The sequence below is a fragment of the Mycobacterium sp. IDUB_39 genome (assembly GCF_055419205.1).
The window spans coordinates 1-18974 of the sequence record NZ_JBVAXF010000006.1; the positions used below are offsets into that span (position 1 = coordinate 1).

Sequence of the window (18974 nt, forward strand, 5' to 3'; positions counted from 1 at the left end):
TCGGGATACCGAAACCGAACCCCACCCATCACACAACACCCTTCAATCAGGTGTTGCGATCACCACTTGAATTCGCCGCGACTTTTTCGCAGTGCGTGCACGTTCGGCGTAGTGGTGACCGTATTGACGACCTGGCATCGACAGTCACATGTTCACCCGCATTAGTGGCTCAGGACACTAACCGGGTCGGAGCGCCTCGATGAGATGCCGAGTGGAGTGCGCCACGAACGGACCGTCCGATTGGATGCGCCGGTGCAGGTCCCACAGCCGGTCGCGGTAGCGCTCGACGGTGAAGTCCGGCACCCACCAGATGACCTTGCGCAGTAGGTAGACCACCGCGGCGACGTCGTGAAGCTCAATTCGCGTCCGCGCCACTCGAAGATCGACGACGTCCAGACCCGCCGCGCGCGCCGACGCGGCCTCGTCGTCGGGGTGGCGCTTTGCCCGGCCCTCGGGCAGTGGGCCGAGGAAGAACTCAATCAGCTCGAAAACGCTTGCCGGACCGACGTGCTGGGCGAGATATGAGCCGCCCGGCCGGAGTACGCGAGCGATCTCATCCCATCGAACCGTCGCGGGATGGCGGCTGGTGACGAGGTCGAACGACGCGTCGGCAAAAGGCAGCGGTGCGTCCTGGTCCGCCGATACGACGACCACGCCGTGGGGGTGCAGCAGCCGGGTCGCGGTGGCCACGTTGGGAGGCCACGCCTCGGTGGCCGCCGCGACGAGCGGGACCTCGACGGCGTGCTCAAGAGCCTCTCGCAGCACCTCGCCGCCTCCGGTCTGGACGTCGAGCGCGGCCCCGGCCCCACCGAGCCTCGTCGCGAGCAGGCGCGCGTAGCCCCACGGCGGGCGCTGTTCGGTGGCGCGGCCCTGCAGCCAGGAGAAGTCCCACCCGGTGATGTCGGCGCTGGCGCCGAGTTCGACTAGGTTCTCGAACGCCGGATCGGCTGCGGGGTCGGGTGAGGTCACCCGGCCAGTGTCTCGCGTTCGATGTCCCCTGAGACAATGAGGCCGTGACCCAAGTTCTGCCATTAGGTGTGTGGATCGCGATTGCGGTCGTCGCGGTGCTCATCCTCGTCGCCCTGGTCGTCGGGCTGATGCGCTATCGGCGCCGCCGAATCAGCCTCGCGCCACCCGATACCACCACGTCGCTGGACAAGTCCGGCGGCTACAACGCGTCCTCGGGGATCACGTTCAGTCAGTCATCGACGACCACGGCACCGCCTGCCGGGCGGCTGGACACCAGCGGTCTGCCCGCAGTCGGTGACGATGCCACCATTCCGCGTGATGCGCCGAAGCGTCCGATCGCCGATGTCGCGCTACCGGACCCCGTAACGACTCCAGAGGCTCCGGAAGCGCCCCCTGCGGAGCCCGCTTCGGAGCCCGCTGTGGATACCCCGGCCGTCGAGACGGTGTCGGCCCCGCCCGCCGATGCCGTTGTGCCCGCGGTGGAGGAGATCGCGCCCGCCGAGGGCCGGCTGGAGCGTTTGCGCGGACGGCTCGCCAAGTCGCAGGGGGCGCTGGGCCGCAGCATGCTCGGCCTGTTGGGTGGTGGCGACCTCGACGAGGACTCCTGGGAGGCGATCGAAGACGTCCTGCTGATGGCCGACCTCGGCCCCGTCGTCACGGAGTCCGTTGTGAAGGCCCTGCGCTCGCGGATGGCGAGCGCCAGCGTGCGCAGCGAGGCTGAAGCCCGTGCCGTGCTGCGCGAGGTGCTCATCTCCGAGCTTCACCCCGAGATGGACCGGTCGATCAAGGCGCTACCGCACGATGACAAGCCGTCGGTGCTTCTGGTGGTCGGGGTGAACGGGACCGGCAAGACGACAACCGTCGGGAAGTTGGCGCGGGTCCTGGTGGCAGATGGCAGGCGGGTCGTCCTCGGTGCCGCAGACACCTTCCGCGCCGCCGCTGCCGATCAGTTGCAGAGCTGGGCGGCCAGGGTCGGAGCCGAGGTGGTTCGCGGGCCGGAGGGCGCCGATCCGGCATCGGTGGCCTTCGACGCCGTGGACAGGGGTGTCGCCTCCGGGGCCGACGTGGTCGTTGTCGACACCGCGGGGCGCCTGCACACCAAGACCGGCCTGATGGACGAGCTCGGCAAGGTCAAACGGGTCGTCAGCAAGCGCGCCGCGGTCGATGAGGTGCTGCTGGTGCTCGACGCGACGATCGGGCAGAACGGGCTGCCACAGGCCCGCGTGTTCGCTGAAGTCGTCGACATCACCGGTGTCGTGCTGACGAAGCTGGACGGAACGGCGAAGGGCGGAATCGTCTTTCGCGTGCAACAGGAACTCGGCGTGCCCGTCAAGCTGGTCGGGCTCGGGGAGGGCCCCGATGATCTGGCACCGTTCGAGCCCGCCGCGTTTGTCGACGCACTCCTCGGTTAGCCGGGAAACACAGGTGTAACAGGTACGGCCGATCCGTTCACTTGGACGAAACGCACGTGAACCACGGATGAAACCGCGGCCGTCGAGTCTCATCGGGAGGCCGATTCGCGTCGGCGCCATTCTCGAGGAGGTTCACGCAAAGTGGTCTTAGCCTTACCTGACGAAATGTTCGCGCCCTTCGGCGCGGGCGACGGCATGCTGAGTTCCGGGGATACGGCCTGGGTCCTCACCGCGGCCGCGCTGGTGCTGTTCATGACACCGGGCCTGGCGTTCTTCTACGGCGGCCTGTCGCGGCAGAAATCCGTCCTGAACATGATGATGATGTCCTTCGGGTCCCTGGGCCTGGTCAGCGTCATCTACGTGTTGTGGGGCTACTCGATGTCCTTCTCCTCGGCACACACCGGAGAGAGCGATATCGCCGGAGTCTTCGACAATCCGTTCTCGCTGTTCGGTGTGAGCCAACTGCTTGAGTCCAAGGAACTCCCCGACGGGACGACTGGTTTTGTGACCGGCGGTTTCGGCACCGTGCCGGCCATTGTCTGGGTCGGCTTCCAGTTGACGTTCGCGGTCATCACCGTCGCACTCATCAGTGGTGCGGTCGCCGAGCGCATGAAGTTCGGCACCTGGATGCTGTTCGGTGGCATCTGGGTCACGCTGGTGTACTTCCCTCTGTCGCATATGGTCTGGGGCGGCGGTCTCCTCTCGGGTAGCGAGAAGGGCATTGCGGCCAAGTTGTTCGGCGTCGACGAGGAGGGCGCGGCCAACGTGGCGCCGATCGACTTCGCCGGTGGCACCGTGGTCCACATCAACGCCGGTATGGCCGCACTGGTTCTGGCAATTCTGCTGGGCAAGCGCGCAGGTTTCGGCAAGACCGCCTTCCGGCCGCACAACATTCCGTTCGTCATGCTTGGTGCTGCCATCCTCTGGTTTGGCTGGTTCGGCTTCAACGTGGGCTCGGAGGGCGCGGCCGACATGATCGCCGGTCAGGTGTGGGTCAACACCACCGCGGCCACCGCCGCGGCGATGCTCTCCTGGTTGGTGGTTGAGCGCATCCGCGACGGCCACGCCACCAGCGTCGGCGCCGCCTCGGGTGTCGTCGCCGGGCTGGTCGCCATCACCCCGGCGTGTGGCGCCCTGACGCCGGTCGGCTCGTTGATCCTCGGTGCGGTCGCCGGTGTGCTCTCGGCACTGGCCATCGGCCTGAAATACAAGTTCGGCTATGACGATTCGCTCGACGTCGTCGGTGTTCACCTGGTCGCAGGTCTGTGGGGCACCATCGGCATCGGGTTCCTGGCCTACTCCGCCGATGGTTCACCGGGCCTGTTCTATGGTGGTGACTACAAGCAGTTGGTCGTTCAGACAATCATCGCGCTCGCTGCGGTGACCTTCACCGGCATCATGACCGTGATCATCGCCTTCATCGTCAAGCCGCTTGGATGGCGGGTCGCGAAGGAAGACGAGCACACCGGGATCGACGAGACCCAGCATGCGGAAACTGCTTATGAACTCGTCTGATCGGGAATCATTCACAGGAGCACACAAGGTTATCCGGGAAGGGATCGACTAAATGAAGCTGATCACAGCGATCGTCAAGCCGTTCACACTCGAGGATGTCAAGACTGGCCTCGAGCAGACCGGCATCCTCGGGATGACCGTCAGTGAAGTCCAGGGTTACGGACGTCAGAAGGGCCATACCGAGGTCTACCGCGGCGCGGAGTACTCCGTGGACTTCGTCCCGAAGGTGCGAGTCGAGGTGCTGGTGGACGACTCCGCCGTCGACAAGGTGGTGGACGTCATCGTTCAGGCCGCCCGCACCGGAAAGATCGGTGACGGAAAGGTCTGGGTCAGTTCCGTTGACACCGTAGTGCGGGTCCGCACCGGTGAGCGGGGGACCGACGCCATCTGATGCGCCGTGAGATTCTCTAGCTCCGTCTCCCGGACGGGCACGAGCGACAACTGACCGCACGTCCGGGGAAGGATTGAGATGGCAAAGCAGACACCAGATCCCGCCGCCGGGGCCTCTCGTTGGGAGGCTCCGCCGGCGGGATCGTCGCGTCCAGCCAACGATCTGACCGCCGCAGCCGAACAGTTGCTCACCGGCGGTGCCAGGCAACTGGATTCCGGTGCTCTGCGCCAGGCACTGCTCGATCTGCACGAGTTCTGGCTGACCACCAAGGCGGCTGAGATCGGCATCACCGACACGAGCGGCTTCGCCATCGTCGCCACCGGCGGGCTGGGGCGCGGCGAGTTCCTGCCCTACTCGGATCTGGACCTGACGCTGCTGCACGACAACATGCCACGCGAGATCGTCACGCAGGTCGCCGAACTGCTCTGGTACCCGTTGTGGGACGCCAACATCTCACTCGACCACAGTGTGCGGACGGTGCCGGAGGCGCTGCATGTGGCCAGTGCGGACATCTCCGCCGGCCTGGCCATGCTCGACGCCAGACACATCGCGGGCGACGCCGACCTGTCGGCGTTGCTCATCGGTGGCGCCCGACGTCAGTGGCGCACCGGAATCGCCTCGCGTTTCGATGAACTGGTCGAGCACGCCGAATCTCGTTGGCAGCGCAGCGGTCAGATCGCCCACCGCGCCGAACCCGACCTGAAGAATGGTCGCGGTGGGCTGCGCGACGTACAACTCCTCAACGCGTTGGCCATCGCGCAATTGGCCGACGTGTATCCCAGCCGGTCACTGGCCTCCCCGACCGGAACGCTGGGCGGAGCCCATCTGTCGCTGCTGAACGTCCGCACCGAACTCCACCGCGTCTCGCGCCGCGGACGCGAGATGTTGTTGGCGCAGTACGCCGATGAGATCGGTGCGTCGTTGCACATCGGGGACCGATTCGACCTGGCTCGCACGCTGAGCGACGCGGCCCGCACCATCAGCTACTACGTCGACGCAGGGTTGCGCACGGCGGCCAACGCGCTGCCGCGCCGGGGTTTCGCCGCCCTGCGCCGGCCCGTCCGCCGGCCACTCGACGAGGGCGTCATCGAGTTCAACGGTGAGGTCATCCTGGCCCGGGATGCACGACCCGCACGTGATCCCGGCCTGATCCTGCGCGTCGCCGCGGCATCGGCCACCACCGGGCTGCCGATGGCAGCCTCGACGCTGAGCCGGTTGTCCGAGGCGGCACCGGAACTGCGCACACCGTGGCCGCGGCCGGCACTCAAGGATCTGCTGGTGATGCTCGCAGCCGGGTCACCCGCTGTGGCCACCATCGAGGCGCTCGATCGAACCGGACTGTGGGGCAGGCTGTTTCCCGAATGGGGTGCGGTGCGCGACCTTCCGCCACGCGACGTGGTGCACATCTGGACCGTCGACCGTCACCTCGTCGAAACCGTCTCCCGCGCAAGTGCGTTCACGACGCGGGTGTCACGACCAGACCTGCTGGTGCTCGGGGCCCTGTGCCACGACATCGGTAAGGGGCGCGGCGGAGACCACAGCGACATCGGTGCCGACCTGGCGACGCAGATCGGCACCCGGCTGGGGCTGTGGCCCGACGATGTCGAGCTGCTGTCCAAGATCGTGCGCTACCACCTGCTGCTGCCCAACACCGCGACCCGACGCGATCTGGGTGACCCCAAGGTGATCTCGGGCGTTGTCGACGCACTCGGCGGTGATCCGGTGCTGTTGGAGCTGTTGCACGTGCTCGCGGAGGCGGACTCGTTGGCGACGGGGCCCGGGGTGTGGGGGGACTGGAAGGCCTCGCTCATCGGGGATCTGGTGCGCCGGTGCCGCATGGTGATGGCCGGTGAGCCGCTGCCGCAGCCCGATCCTGTCGAGCCGCGCTATGTCGCGTTGGCCGCCGACGGTGGCGTACACGTCGACATGGTTGTGGTCGACGCCCACGTCTACAACGTGACGATGATCGCCCCGGACTGTCGCGGCCTGCTGTCCAAGGCAGCCGGCATCCTGGCGCTGAACTCGCTACGGGTGCACTCGGCGTCGGTCAACAGTCGCGACGGCGTGGCCATCAACACCTTCGCGGTCTCGCCGCGCTTCGGTGAGCCGCCAGCGGCCGAGCTCCTGCGCCAGCAGTTCATTCGGGCTCTCGACGGCGACCTGGACGTGATCGGCTCCCTCGATCAGCGCGACGCCGAAGCCGGTGCGATCAACACCACCCGCGCCGGCGATATCCCCGCCGCCGTGCCGGTCACCCCGGCGCCCGCGCCGCCCCGGATCCTGTGGTTCGACGGCACCTCGCCGGGGGAGTACGTGGTCCAGATCCGAAGCGTGGACAGGTCCGGTCTTCTGGCCAGGCTCACGGCCGTCATCGATCGCGACGGACTCGACATCGCCTGGGCCAAGGTCACCACGCTGGGCTCCTCGGTCGTCGACGTCTTCGGGCTCGTCGTGCCCAAGGCGAGCCCCGACGCGGCGGCTCACCACCTGGAGGCTCGCGAGGAGTTGGAGCGCGAGATGTATGCGGTGCTGCCCGCTCCGCCGCCGGCCAAGCCGGTACCCGAGGCCAGCTGAGGCGTGCTGATCCTCTCGACTCCTCTCAACGGCCGGCCATCGAGCGCGTCACGTTAGGCTGGTCGGGTGTTTGAATCGCTGTCTGACCGGTTGACCGGGGCGCTCACGGGCCTGCGTGGCAAGGGGCGGCTCTCTGATGCCGACATCGACGCCACCGCTCGCGAGATCCGACTGGCACTGCTCGAGGCCGACGTCTCCCTGCCCGTCGTCCGTGAATTCATCAACCGGATCAAGGAACGTGCCAAGGGCACGGAGGTCTCCGGCGCGCTCAACCCCGCCCAGCAGGTTGTCAAGGTCGTCAACGACGAACTCATCGGCATCCTCGGCGGGGAGACCCGGCAGCTGACGTTCGCCAAGACGCCGCCGACGGTGATCATGCTGGCTGGCCTGCAGGGTTCCGGTAAGACCACGCTTGCCGGCAAGCTCGCGAAGTGGCTCAAGGCGCAGGGCCACACGCCGCTGTTGGTGGCGTGTGACCTGCAGCGGCCCGGTGCGGTCACGCAGCTCAAGATCGTCGGCGAACGGGCCGGCGTCGCGGTGTTCGCACCGCATCCCGGTGTGTCGCCCGACGGCGAGACCATCGAGCAGATGACGGCGGGCAACCCCGTCGAGGTCGCCGCGGCAGGCCTGGCCGAGGCCAGGGCCAAGCACCACGACGTGGTCATCGTTGACACCGCCGGCCGCCTCGGCATCGACGAGGAACTGATGAGCCAGGCCGCGGCTATCCGCGCGGCCGTCAATCCCGACGAGGTGCTGTTCGTCCTCGACGCCATGATCGGCCAGGACGCCGTGGCGACCGCAGGCGCGTTCCGCGAGGGCGTCGGGTTCACCGGTGTCGTGCTGACCAAGCTGGACGGCGACGCCCGCGGTGGCGCCGCGCTGTCGGTGCGCGAGGTCACCGGGGTGCCGATCCTCTTCGCGTCCAGCGGTGAGAAGCTCGAGGACTTCGACGTCTTCCACCCCGACCGCATGGCCAGCCGGATTCTCGGCATGGGCGACGTGCTGTCGCTCATCGAGCAGGCCGAGCAGGTGTTCGACGCCGACCAGGCCGAGGCCGCCGCGGCGAAGATCGGCTCGGGCGAACTCACGCTGGAGGACTTCCTCGAGCAGATGCTGGCGATCCGCAAGATGGGTCCCATCGGCAACCTGCTGGGCATGCTGCCGGGCGCGGGGCAGATGAAGGATGCGCTGGCCGCTGTCGATGACAAGCAGCTCGACCGTGTGCAGGCCATCATCCGGGGCATGACGCCTGCGGAGCGCGATGACCCCAAGATCATCAACGGGTCGCGCCGGCTGCGTATCGCCAACGGGTCGGGCGTGAGCGTTGGTGAGGTCAACCAGCTCGTCGACCGGTTCTTCGAGGCACGCAAGATGATGTCGTCGATGGCCGGTCAGATGGGTATGCCGTTCGCCCGCAAGAGCGCCACGCGTAAGGCTGCGAAGGGCAAGAACAAGAAGGGCAAGAAGGGCGCACGTGGGCCGACGCCGCCGAAGGTGCGCAGCCCGTTCGGCATGGACCCCGGCGGCATGCCCGCAGGGTTCCCCGATCTGTCGAACATGCCCAAGGGCCTTGACGAGCTGCCGCCCGGTTTGGCCGACTTCGATCTCTCCAAGCTGAAGTTCCCCGGCCAGAAGTAACGTGACGGCCCTCCATCTGCGGGGCAGGGGGCTGCCCGACGGCGAGCCCGTTGAGTGGTGGGTGACCGACGAGCGCTCGCGCGAGGGGCATGGGTACCGCGGTGTTCTGAGCGCGGAGCGGATCAACAACGCCGACACCGTGTTCGACGGCGGCTGGATCATTCCCGGCCTCGTCGACGCGCACTGTCACGTGGGGCTCGGGCACAATGGTGCAACGGATTTCGACGAGGCGATCAGCCAGGCGCAGACCGAACGGGACGCCGGGGCCCTGCTACTGCGCGACGCCGGTTCGCCGTTGGACACCCGCAGCCTCGATGACCGGGACGACCTGCCCCGCATCATCCGCGCCGGCCGACACCTGGCCCGACCCAAGCGCTACTCGCCGGGTCTGCCGATCGACATCGAGGACGAGTCGCAGTTACCCGCCGCGGTCGCCGAGCAGGCCCGCTGGGGTGACGGCTGGGTCAAGCTCGTCGGCGACTGGATCGACCGCGGCGTCGGGGATCTCGCGCCGCTGTGGTCGGATGACATTCTCGTCGAGGCGATCGCCGCCGCGCACGCGGAGGGTGCGCGGGTCACGGCCCACGTGTTCGGCGAGGACGCGCTGCCCGGTCTGATCAACGCGGGCATCGACTGCATCGAGCACGGCACCGGGATCACCGATGACATCATCGCGCTGATGCTCGAGCACGGCACCGCGCTGGTCCCGACGCTCATCAACATCGAGAACTTTCCCGGAATCGCCGACGCCGCAGGTAAGTACCCCAACTACGCCAAGCACATGCGTGACCTGTACCGGTCTTGTCATCATCGGGTGGCCGCGGCGCACGACGCGGGTGTGCCGATCTACGCGGGCACCGACGCCGGCAGCATGGTCGCCCACGGCCGAATCGCCGACGAGATCGCCGCACTACAGACCGTCGGCATGAGCGCGACCGATGCGCTGGGAGCAGCGTGCTGGGACGCCCGCGCCTGGCTGGGCAGGCCGGCACTCGAGCACGGCGCCTCGGCGGATCTGGTCTGCTACGCCGAGGACCCCCGGACCCCGGGCGTGCTCGACCACCCCGATCTGGTGTTGTTGCGCGGCAGAGTCTTTCGCTGACGTCGTGTGTTCGCGGGTTAATTCCTGCGGGCTTCGAGCGCGTCGAGAATCAGATCGAGGCCGTAGTCGAACTCTCCCGTGTGGTCGTAGCCCGGCTGTAGGGCGTGGTCGACGATCATCTCCCTCAGATAGGGCCACTGGTCGGGCGGCAGGTGCTCGAGGATGCCGCCCGCCACCTCCTCGACATCCTCAGGCGTCGTGATCGGCAGACTTGCCTCCTGGAGGACGTACCCGCTGATGTAGCTGTCGATGAGGGAGACGGCGTGCGCGGCGATCGGCAGCGTGAAACCCGCTGATCTGAGGACGCCGAGGACGGCGTCGTGATGACATAGCGTGGCCGGCCCCGGGTTGCGCCGAGAGTCCATCAGGCCAAGTGCCCACCTGTGCTGCGACAGAACCACACGCGCGGAGGCGGCGCGGGCACGGATCGCGTCGCGCCAGTCCCCGCATCCGGCAGGGGGTAGCTCGATGGCCGCGAACACCATGTCGACGACCCCGTCGAGAATCGCGTCCTTGGTGGGCACGTGATGGTAGAGCGACATTGCCTCCACGCCCAGCTCTTTCGCGACCCGCCGCATCGTGATCGCCTCCACGCCACCGTGATCCGCGACACGAATCGCGGCTTCCAGTACGCGATCACTGCTGAGCGGTAGCGCTGGACGTGACACGGCAACTCCCGATGTGAACGTGTTGACAGCCTTACGGGTGTAAGCCTACCTTACAAGCGTAAGGCTGATCGTGCGGATGCGAATCAGCGTCGCTGGGGTGAGAGGAGGAGGTCGCAATGCCGATGCCGAGGTGGTGGGGGCATGTGAACAAGCGGGTGTTCAACCCGCGCGCAATCGCGGGAGGGAAGTGGCCGGTGCTGACACACGTCGGTCGCACCTCTGGCGCGGAGTACCGCACGCCGCTCGATGCCCATCCGGTCGACGACGGCTACCTGTTCATTCTGGTGTACGGATCGGGCTCGGACTGGGTGCAGAACACCGTGAAGGCCGGCGCCGCACAACTCCGGATCGGTGGGCGCGACGTGAAACTCACCGCCCCACGCCTGGTCTCCAAAGTCGAGGCGTTCCAGGCCCTCTCCGACGAGGTGGCGCGTCCGCCGAGGCTGCTCCGCATCACCGAGTTCCTCCGGATGGATCTGGTCGCAGGCTGAAGAAGGCGCCCGGCCGCCAGGGCGCTAGTAGACGTCGCGCACGTACCGGTGGGTCTTGATGAGGTCGTTGACGTAGGCGTGCGCGGCAGCGGCGTCCATGCCGCCACAACGCGCCACGATATCGTGCAACGCCGCATCGACGTCCTTGGCCATCTGCTTCTCGTCACCGCACACGTACAGGTGTGCACCGTCCTGTAGCCAGCCGAAGAACTCGTCCGCGTTCTCATGCATGCGCTGCTGGACATAGACTTTCGAGCCGTCGGCGCGGTCGCGTGAGAAGGCAGTGTCAAGCCGGGTGAGAGTGCCCGACGCCGCGAACGCCTCTAACTCGTCGCCGTAGAGGAAGTCGGTGGCCCGGCGTCGATCGCCGAAGAACAACCATGACCGCCCCGTTGCGCCGGTGGCCTCGCGCTCCTGCAGGAACGCGCGGAAGGGGGCGATGCCGGTTCCCGGTCCCACCATGATGATCGGCACGTCGGAGGCGGGCAGCCGGAAACTGTGGTTGGGACGCAGGTGCACGCGCAGCTGGTCGCCGCGCTCGGCCAGGAACGTCGAGGCCACGCCGCCGTGCTGACGGTCACCCGCGTCGTACCGCACGGTCGCCACCGTCAGGTGCACGTGATCGGGATGCGTGACGGGGCTCGACGCGATGGAGTAGTCACGGAACTGCAACGGCCGCAACGTGTCCACGACGTCGTCGACACTCAGGTCGGCCAGCCGGATCAGGTCAAGCACGTCCTTGCCGTAGGCCCACGATCCCGGCGCCGCGACGGCAGGCTCGGCACCGCCGAGCGCGGCCGCGGCATCGGTGTCGCTGGTGCGCGCCGCCACCAGCGCCTGCAATGCACGCGACGGTGTCCGGATCTCCAGCCGCTCGGTGAGCAGGACACCGAGTGGCTCGTCGTGATCGGGGACCGCGTGGTCAGCGCCGACACCCAAATGGGTCAGCAGGGCATCGACGAGCGCGGGATCGTTGGTGGCGTGCACGGCGATCGAATCACCTGCGTGGTAACTGATTCCGGAGCCGGCCAGGTCCAACTCGTAGTGGCGGACCTCCTTGTCGGATTCCGGCGAGTTGAGCAGCCGGTTCACGACCAGGCGCACGTCAACCGGTAGATGGCGCTCCCGGGCCGACGGCTCGGGGACGCCGACGGCGACAGGGGTATCGGCTGTTTCGGCGGACGCGGCGCCGGCCATATCGGACTGCAGCACCTTGATGACGTCGGCGGTCCATGCGGCGGCGGGTTTCTCGTAGTAGCCGTCGACGTCGACGCGGTCGACCATCCTGGTGCCGCCGAGTGCCCCGAGGCGTTCGTCGAGAAGCTTGCCCGCGTGGCAGAACAGTTCATACGAGGTGTCTCCGAGCGCGAGGACCGCGAATCTCAGGTGCTCAAGCCGATCCGTCTCGGCGCTGATCGCCTCCCAGAACAATGTCGCGTTATCCGGAAACTCGCCCTCGCTGAACGTCGAGGTGACGACGACAAAGTGGGTCGCGGTGCTCAGGTCGGCGAGTTCGACCTGGTTGAGTTCGATCGCCTCGACATCAATGCCGATGGGGGCGACGGACTCGGCGAACGTCATCGCCGCGTCCTCGGCGTTGCCCATATCGGTGCCGTAGCCAACGATCAGCGACACATCGCTCTGGCCAGTGATGATCGTCCCCCTCGGTGAAGATTTAGGGTGACCTTACTTGTGTGTGGGCGGTGGTGGGGGCGTCCCTCTGGCACGCTCACTGACATGGCTGACCATCGCGCCCACTTCGACTTCGAGATCCACTTCGCCAATGGCGGGGACCTGACCGGCACGGGGTTCCGGCTGGACCTGCCCTCGGCTGATCTCGACACGACAGCGATCGGCCGGCTGCTGATCGCCCACCTCGGCCTCACCCTCGTCGACACCGTGGAACTGCGCGAGCTTCGGATCGTGGAGGAACCCCACCGCGGCAGCCGCGGGGTGAAACGGGAGCCCGCCGACTCGTCGACCCGCGTCATCGACCTCAGCCACCCGATCCGCGCGGGGTTGATCACCTATCCGGGTCTGCCGGCCCCCGTCATCGCACCGCACCTCACGCGGGTGGACTCACGGTCGAAGTACGCGCCGGGAACCGAGTTCGCCATGGACGTCATCACCATGATCGGCAACACCGGCACCTACCTCGACTCGCCGTTTCACCGCTACGCCGATGGTGCCGACCTGGCCGGGCTGGACCTGACGACGCTGGTGGGGTTGCGCGCCGAGGTATTTCACCTGACCGACGCGTGGGACGCGACACGGCGTGGCATCGGTGCCCAGACGTTGGCCGATCGAGACGTGTCCGGCGCCGCGGTGCTGCTGCACACCGGATGGGACCGGCACTTCGGCACACAGGCCTACGGTGTCGGCGCGCCGTTCCTGACCGCCGAGGGCAGCCAGTACTTGATCGACGCGGGTGCGGTGCTGGTCGGCATCGACTCGGTCAACATCGACGACACGGAGTCGGGCGGTGAGCGCCCCGCGCACACCCTGCTGCTCGGTGCAGGTGTCCACGTCGTCGAACACCTCACCCGTCTGGAGGCGCTGCCTCCCCGGGGCGCACGGTTCACGGCGGCGCCGCCGGCCATCGAGGGATTCGGGACGTTCCCGGTCCGTGCGTTCGCCGAGGTGCAGGGCGACTAGCGGGACTGGGAGAAGCCCCAGTCGAACAGGCCGATCGCCTGGCCGTACAGGTCGCCCGTGCCGTACATCTGCACGATGACCAGGCGGCGGTTACCGCGCTGCGCGGCGCCGACGTAGGTCTTGCGGGCGAGATTGGTGTAGCCGGTCTTGCCGCCGAGGTCGCCCGGGTAGCGCGCCAACAACTCGTTCTGGTTAGTGATGACCTTGCCGGGAAACTCGGCCGAGGGTTGCCGCAGGATGTGCGCGATCAGCGGATAGCCCAATGCTGTCCGGAAGATCACCGCGAGGTCATGGGGCGTGGTGATCGATTCCCAGCCGGGCCCGTCGAGACCCGACGGCGACGATGCCCTGGTGCTGGTGGCGCCAATGCTGGCGGCCTTGCGGTTCATCGCCGCGACCGCGACAGGTTGTCCGCCGAGCATGTCGGCCAGCATGTTGGCGGCGTCGTTGCCCGACACCATCAGGAGGGCTTCCAGTAGTTGGCGGGTGGTGTAGGGCTGGCCCGGTTTCAGGCCCACACACGAGCACTCGATCTTGGTGTGCGAGGCATTGGGACGGGCGAAGTCACCGGGCCGCAGGTTGTCGGCCACGACCATCGCCAGCAGAACCTTGATGGTGCTGGCCGGCGCATACCGGCCGGTGGCGTTCTTCGCCGCGAGCACCTGACCGGTGTCGAGGTCGGCGACCAGCCAGGCCTGGGCGGGCCCGTCGGGCGGCGCGCCGACAACCCCGACCGCCGCCACGTCCGGCGCAGCCGTGGCCGGAGGTGCGGTGGACACTGTCAGCGCCGTGATGAGGGCGAGCGCCGTCGCCGCGAACAGTCCTCGCACGAAATGCGAGCGTAGGGCTGCCAGGACTCGGACAGCGCGCGATCAGGTCTCCGTCAGGTATCGAGCGCGGTCACGTGGTTGACGCGAGATCTACACAATGGTTGTTGTGGGGCGGCGGATCACGACCACTTTGTAGGTCTCGGCGACGGCAACCGCTAGAGCGCGCCGATGCTCACCGAGCGGTCCTGGGCGAAGCCCCAGTCGAGAAGCGCGGTCGCCTGATCCCAGTACGTGGGCCCACCCTCTTTGACCAGGCCGAACATCATCGCGACGACGAGGCGTCGACCATCGCGCTGCGCGGCGCCGACATAGGTCTTGCGGGCGACGTCGGTGAAACCGGACTTGCCACCGAGCATGCCGGGATAGCGGAACATCATCTCGTTCTGGTTGACCAGCGTCGCCGGTCCCGTGTCGCCCGGGAACGGCGCCGAGTGCGCCGCGGTGATCGCGGCGAAGACCGGACTGGCGAGCGCCGCGCGGAAGATCAGCGCCAGGTCGTGCGCCGTCGTGTAGCCATCGATGCCGGGGCCGTTGAGTCCCGACGGTGACCCCGCGTGGGTGGCTGCCGCACCCAGCGCGGCGGCCTTGGCGTTCATCTTCGCCACCGCCGCGTCCCTGCCGCCGAGCATGTGCGCCAGGGTGTTGGCGGCGTCATTGCCCGAGACCAGCAGCAGACCGTCCAGCAGTTCCTGAGTGGTGTAGGTCCGGCCCGCCTCCACGCCGGCGCAGTTGCACTCGACTGTGGCCTCGGCCTCGTCGGCGACCACGGAGGCGGTCAACGGGAGTTCGTCGATGGCGACGAGCGCCAGAAGCGTCTTGATCGTGCTGGCCGGTGCGTGCGTGACGTACTGGTCGCGGCCCGCCAGGATCTGCCCGGTGTCCAGGTCGGCCACGATCCACGCGGGTGCGGGCCAGTCGGGCATCGGAACGGATCCGACGGGCGTCACCTCCACATCCGCCGAGGCCACCGGGACGGCGAGGGTGAACACGGCTGCTGTGGCGGCCAGGACTGCGGTGACGAACTTCCCCATGGAGACAGGAGCCTAACCCGCTTACCTGTGTGTGACGCAGATCGTGTTTGGGGCCGCCGCCAACGGGCTACGTAGTGGACGCGGGCGACGTTTCTGGGTACCACCATGGCTTGTCGCCCCCGAACGAGAGGGTGACTGGACACCATGTGCGGCATCGCTGGAGAGGTCGCCCGCGGGCGTCCCGCCAATCTCGCGGCAGTAGCCGCCATGACGGACTCGATGGTCCCGCGCGGACCGGACAGCTCCGGCATCTGGGCCCGCGAGGATGTTGCTCTGGGCCACCGCAGGCTGGCCATCATCGACTTGTCCAGCCACGGGCATCAGCCCATGCACGACCCGGAACTCGGCCTCACCGTCGCGTTCAACGGGTGCATCTACAACTACGCCGAACTGCGCCGCGAACTCTTGGGCAAGGGTTACCGCTTCTTCTCACACAGCGACACCGAGGTGGTCCTCAAGGGCTACAAGGAGTGGGGCGACCGCGTCGTGGAGCACCTGTTCGGGATGTTCGCCTTCGCGGTGGCTGAGACCGACAGCGGACGCGTCCTGCTGGCCCGCGACCGACTCGGGGTCAAGCCGCTGTACTGGTCCGATGTCGTCGACGGCAACGGTACGGGCGCGTTGCGGTTCGCCTCGTCGCTGCCTGCGCTGGTGGCCGCCGGGGGAGTCGACACCGACATCGACCCCGTCGCACTGCATCACTATCTGAGCTTTCACTCCGTGGTTCCCGCGCCGCGCACGATCCTGCGGGGTGTGCACAAGCTGCCGCCCGGCACCATCATGCGCATCGATCCGGATGGCACACGTACCGAGAAGACGTGGTGGGAGCCGGTTTTCGAGCGGTCATCCGAGCGGGACGGCTGGTCGGAACGCGACTGGCAGGACGCGATCCTGGCGTCGCTGCGCACCGCGGTGGAGCGCCGCCTGGTCGCGGATGTGCCCGTTGGCTGCCTGCTGTCCGGTGGGCTGGACTCCAGTCTCATCGTCGGCCTGCTGTCGGAGGCGGGACAGCATGGCCTGAAGACGTTCTCCATCGGCTTCGAGGCGGCGGGCGGCGAGGAGGGTGACGAGTTCAAGTACTCCGACGTCATCGCGCGCCACTTCGACACCGATCACCATCAGATCCGCATCGACACCGCGCGCATGCTGCCTGCGCTCTCAGGCGCCATCGGGGCCATGAGCGAGCCCATGGTGAGCCATGACTGCGTGGCGTTCTACCTGTTGTCCGAGGAGGTCAGCAAGCAGGTCAAGGTTGTGCAGTCGGGGCAGGGCGCCGACGAGATCTTCGCCGGCTACCACTGGTACCCGCCGATGGCGCACGCCGCGGATGCGGACCCGGATGACGCGCTCACTCGCTATCGCGCGGCGTTCTTCGACCGTGACCACGATGCGACGAACGCGCTGCTGCAGCCGAGTTGGCGTCTCGACGACGACGTGGCGGGACAGTACGCGCGAGCGCACTTCAGCCATCCTGGTGCCGCCACGGCCACCGATCGCGCGCTGCGACTGGACACCACGGTGATGTTGGTGGACGACCCGGTAAAGCGCGTCGACAATATGACGATGGCGTGGGGGCTTGAGGGCCGGGTGCCGTTCCTCGATCACGAACTCGTCGAACTGGCGGCGACCTGCCCGCCCGAGCTCAAGACCGCGTTCGGCGGCAAGGGTGTGCTGAAGGAGGCTGCCCGCCAGGTCATTCCGGCCGATGTGATCGACCGCCCCAAGGGCTACTTCCCGGTGCCCGCGCTCAAGCATCTGGAGGGGCCGTACCTCGATCTCGTCCGCGATGCCCTGCACTCAGACTCGGCGCGAACCCGCGGACTGTTCGATTCGGGTACGGTCAACTCGATGCTCAATGAGCCCAATGGAAATCTCACCCCACTGCGCGGAAACCCGCTGTGGCAGTTGGGTTTGTTGGAGCTGTGGCTGGCCCGCCACGTGGACGGGGCCGCTCTAGCGTGATATCCGAGGCCGTGCGCGAAGAATCCACCCAAGGTGTGATCCAAGACCTCGGCTGGGGAAGGCTGGTGTTCGGCCAGACGTTCTCCGACCCCGACCAGTTCGGCAATGCGTTGCGGGCCGAGGGCAGCGGTAGACGCGATATCGGCATGTACCTCGACGCGCCGCATGTCTTTGTCGCGCTGCATCCGCACGAGTTCTTCATCGATCCGAGCTTCACCTACCGGCTGCGATTCGATCACCCAGGCGAGTACCGGCCGGACGACGTGCCGGGAATGTCGGTGCGAGCGGTCAGTTCGCCCCAGGACTGCTCGGCGATCAATCACATCTACCTGCAGTGCCGAATGGTGCCCGCCGACGTCGATCTGATGTGGCGCAACTGTGAGTCCGAACCGCACATGGTGTATCTGGTCGCGGTCGACGATGAAACCGGTGCGGTGGTCGGCACCGTGACTGGCATCGACCACCGACAACTCTTCGGCGACGAGGAGAACGGCTCCAGCCTGTGGTGTCTTGCGGTCGACCCGACGGTGTCACGCCCCGGGGTCGGAGGGCTGCTGGTGCGGTCGCTGGTCGAGGAGTTCGTCAGGCGTGGCCGCGCACAGATGGATCTCTCGGTGCTGCACGACAACGAGGGCGCCATCGCGCTGTACGAGCGAATGGGTTTCGAGAGGGTTCCGGCGCTGGGTATCAAGCGCAAGAACGCCATCAACGAGAAGTTGTTCGCGCCCGTGCAGGAGGAGGAGGGTCTGGCTGAACTCAACCCGTACGCCCGGATCATCGCCGACGAGGCCATCATGCGCGGGATCACCGTCGAGGTGCTCGACGGCAGGGGCGGCTACCTGCGCTTGACTCACGGCGGCACCAGCGTGGTCACCCGGGAGTCGCTGTCGGAGCTGACCAACGCCGTCGCCATGAGCCGCTGTGACGATAAGCGAGTCGCGCGGAAGGTGGTGGCCGAAGCGGGTATTCGCGTACCCCGTGGCCGCGACGCCACCTTCACCGACAAGGACTACGAGTTCCTCGCCGAGGTCGGCTCGGTGGTGGTCAAGCCGGCCCGCGGTGAACAGGGCGCGGGCATCACCGTCGGGGTGAGCAGTCCCAAGGACCTGGACCGCGCGCTGGCGTGGGCCGCCAAGCATTGCCCCGAAGTGATCATCGAAGAGCGTTGCGAGGGTGAGGATCTGCGGGTCGTCGTGATAGGTGGCAAGGTGATCGCGGCCGCGATCCGTCGTCCACCCGAGGTGGTCGGCAGTGGCAGGCACACCATCCGCCAGCTCGTCGAGGCGCAGAGCCGTCGGCGATCGGTGGCCACTCAGGGTGAGTCGGTGATCCCGGTCGACGACCTCACGCAGGACACCGTCGCCGAGGCCGGGTGGACGCTGGACGACGTGCTGCCGACCAACGAACACCTGGTGGTGCGGCGGACGGCCAATCTGCACACCGGTGGCACCATCCGCGACGTCACCGACGATCTGCACCCCGCGCTGGCCAAGGTGGCGGTCGACGCCGCCGACGCCATCGGCATCCCCGTCACCGGCATCGACCTGATGGTGCCCAGCGTGGAGGGTGAGGAGTACGTCTTCATCGAGGCCAACGAGCGGCCCGGGCTGGCCAACCACGAGCCGCGGCCCACGGCCCAGGCGTTCGTGGATCTGCTCTTTCCGCGGACTGCCGCGACACCCTGGGCGTGGCAACCCGGTCCCGTCGATCACGGCTGAGTAGGGGTCGCGCCGTTG

Annotated in this window: 15 protein-coding genes; 10 read left to right on the forward strand and 5 right to left on the reverse strand. The window is 67.4% G+C overall.

Annotated features, from left to right (window positions below):
• Nucleotides 1-177: 177 nt before the first annotated feature.
• On the reverse strand, nucleotides 178-969 hold the full coding sequence (locus ACZY0X_RS21890; protein WP_463773407.1) for a class I SAM-dependent methyltransferase: 792 nt from the start codon (nucleotides 967-969) through the stop codon (nucleotides 178-180).
• Nucleotides 970-1025: 56 nt separating this feature from the next.
• Between ACZY0X_RS21890 and ftsY the strand changes: the two genes are divergently transcribed.
• From ftsY to ACZY0X_RS21920, 6 genes are all read left to right on the forward strand, one after another.
• Nucleotides 1026-2381: a signal recognition particle-docking protein FtsY gene (gene ftsY, locus ACZY0X_RS21895; RefSeq protein ID WP_463774076.1), complete on the forward strand. Its 1356-nt coding sequence runs from the start codon at nucleotides 1026-1028 to the stop codon at nucleotides 2379-2381.
• Nucleotides 2382-2522: 141 nt separating this feature from the next.
• Nucleotides 2523-3896, forward strand: coding sequence for an ammonium transporter (locus ACZY0X_RS21900; RefSeq protein WP_463773409.1), 1374 nt, complete (start codon nucleotides 2523-2525; stop codon nucleotides 3894-3896).
• Nucleotides 3897-3948: 52 nt separating this feature from the next.
• Nucleotides 3949-4287: a P-II family nitrogen regulator gene (locus tag ACZY0X_RS21905; RefSeq protein ID WP_163798060.1), complete on the forward strand. Its 339-nt coding sequence runs from the start codon at nucleotides 3949-3951 to the stop codon at nucleotides 4285-4287.
• A 78-nt stretch (nucleotides 4288-4365) separates the two neighbouring features.
• Entirely contained in the window at nucleotides 4366-6861 is a 2496-nt protein-coding gene (locus ACZY0X_RS21910; RefSeq protein WP_463773411.1) for a [protein-PII] uridylyltransferase, read from the forward strand.
• Between the two features lie 66 nt (nucleotides 6862-6927).
• A complete protein-coding gene (ffh, locus tag ACZY0X_RS21915; protein WP_463773412.1) occupies nucleotides 6928-8499 on the forward strand; it encodes a signal recognition particle protein in 1572 nt (523 codons plus the stop codon).
• 1 nt (nucleotide 8500) lies between these two features.
• Nucleotides 8501-9601: an amidohydrolase family protein gene (locus ACZY0X_RS21920; protein WP_463773414.1), complete on the forward strand. Its 1101-nt coding sequence runs from the start codon at nucleotides 8501-8503 to the stop codon at nucleotides 9599-9601.
• A gap of 17 nt (nucleotides 9602-9618) precedes the next feature.
• On the opposite strand, the gene ACZY0X_RS21925 is transcribed toward ACZY0X_RS21920, so the two are convergent.
• Nucleotides 9619-10269 (reverse strand): TetR/AcrR family transcriptional regulator, encoded by a 651-nt coding sequence (locus tag ACZY0X_RS21925; RefSeq protein WP_463773415.1) that lies wholly within the window; start codon nucleotides 10267-10269, stop codon nucleotides 9619-9621.
• Between the two features lie 116 nt (nucleotides 10270-10385).
• On the opposite strand from ACZY0X_RS21925, the gene ACZY0X_RS21930 reads away from it, so the two are divergent.
• A complete protein-coding gene (locus tag ACZY0X_RS21930; protein WP_463773417.1) occupies nucleotides 10386-10760 on the forward strand; it encodes a nitroreductase family deazaflavin-dependent oxidoreductase in 375 nt (124 codons plus the stop codon).
• A 24-nt stretch (nucleotides 10761-10784) separates the two neighbouring features.
• Here ACZY0X_RS21930 and ACZY0X_RS21935 read toward each other — a convergent pair whose 3' ends face one another.
• On the reverse strand, nucleotides 10785-12413 hold the full coding sequence (locus ACZY0X_RS21935; RefSeq protein WP_463774078.1) for a diflavin oxidoreductase: 1629 nt from the start codon (nucleotides 12411-12413) through the stop codon (nucleotides 10785-10787).
• A gap of 84 nt (nucleotides 12414-12497) precedes the next feature.
• Between ACZY0X_RS21935 and ACZY0X_RS21940 the strand changes: the two genes are divergently transcribed.
• Complete coding sequence (locus ACZY0X_RS21940) at nucleotides 12498-13415, forward strand: cyclase family protein (protein WP_463773419.1); 918 nt, start codon at nucleotides 12498-12500, stop codon at nucleotides 13413-13415.
• Here the strand turns inward: ACZY0X_RS21940 and ACZY0X_RS21945 are convergent.
• A complete protein-coding gene (locus ACZY0X_RS21945) occupies nucleotides 13412-14245 on the reverse strand; it encodes a D-alanyl-D-alanine carboxypeptidase family protein (RefSeq protein ID WP_463773421.1) in 834 nt (277 codons plus the stop codon). The genes ACZY0X_RS21940 and ACZY0X_RS21945 overlap by 4 nt on opposite strands.
• A gap of 155 nt (nucleotides 14246-14400) precedes the next feature.
• The gene (locus ACZY0X_RS21950; RefSeq protein ID WP_463773422.1) at nucleotides 14401-15276 is read right to left on the reverse strand and encodes a D-alanyl-D-alanine carboxypeptidase family protein; all 876 of its coding nucleotides are present in this window, start codon (nucleotides 15274-15276) and stop codon (nucleotides 14401-14403) included.
• A 144-nt stretch (nucleotides 15277-15420) separates the two neighbouring features.
• Between ACZY0X_RS21950 and ACZY0X_RS21955 the strand changes: the two genes are divergently transcribed.
• Both ACZY0X_RS21955 and ngg read left to right on the forward strand, forming a co-directional pair.
• A complete protein-coding gene (locus ACZY0X_RS21955; protein WP_463773424.1) occupies nucleotides 15421-17238 on the forward strand; it encodes an N-acetylglutaminylglutamine amidotransferase in 1818 nt (605 codons plus the stop codon).
• An 11-nt stretch (nucleotides 17239-17249) separates the two neighbouring features.
• Nucleotides 17250-18956: an N-acetylglutaminylglutamine synthetase gene (gene ngg / locus ACZY0X_RS21960; protein WP_463773426.1), complete on the forward strand. Its 1707-nt coding sequence runs from the start codon at nucleotides 17250-17252 to the stop codon at nucleotides 18954-18956.
• The last annotated feature ends 18 nt before the right edge of the window (nucleotides 18957-18974 follow it).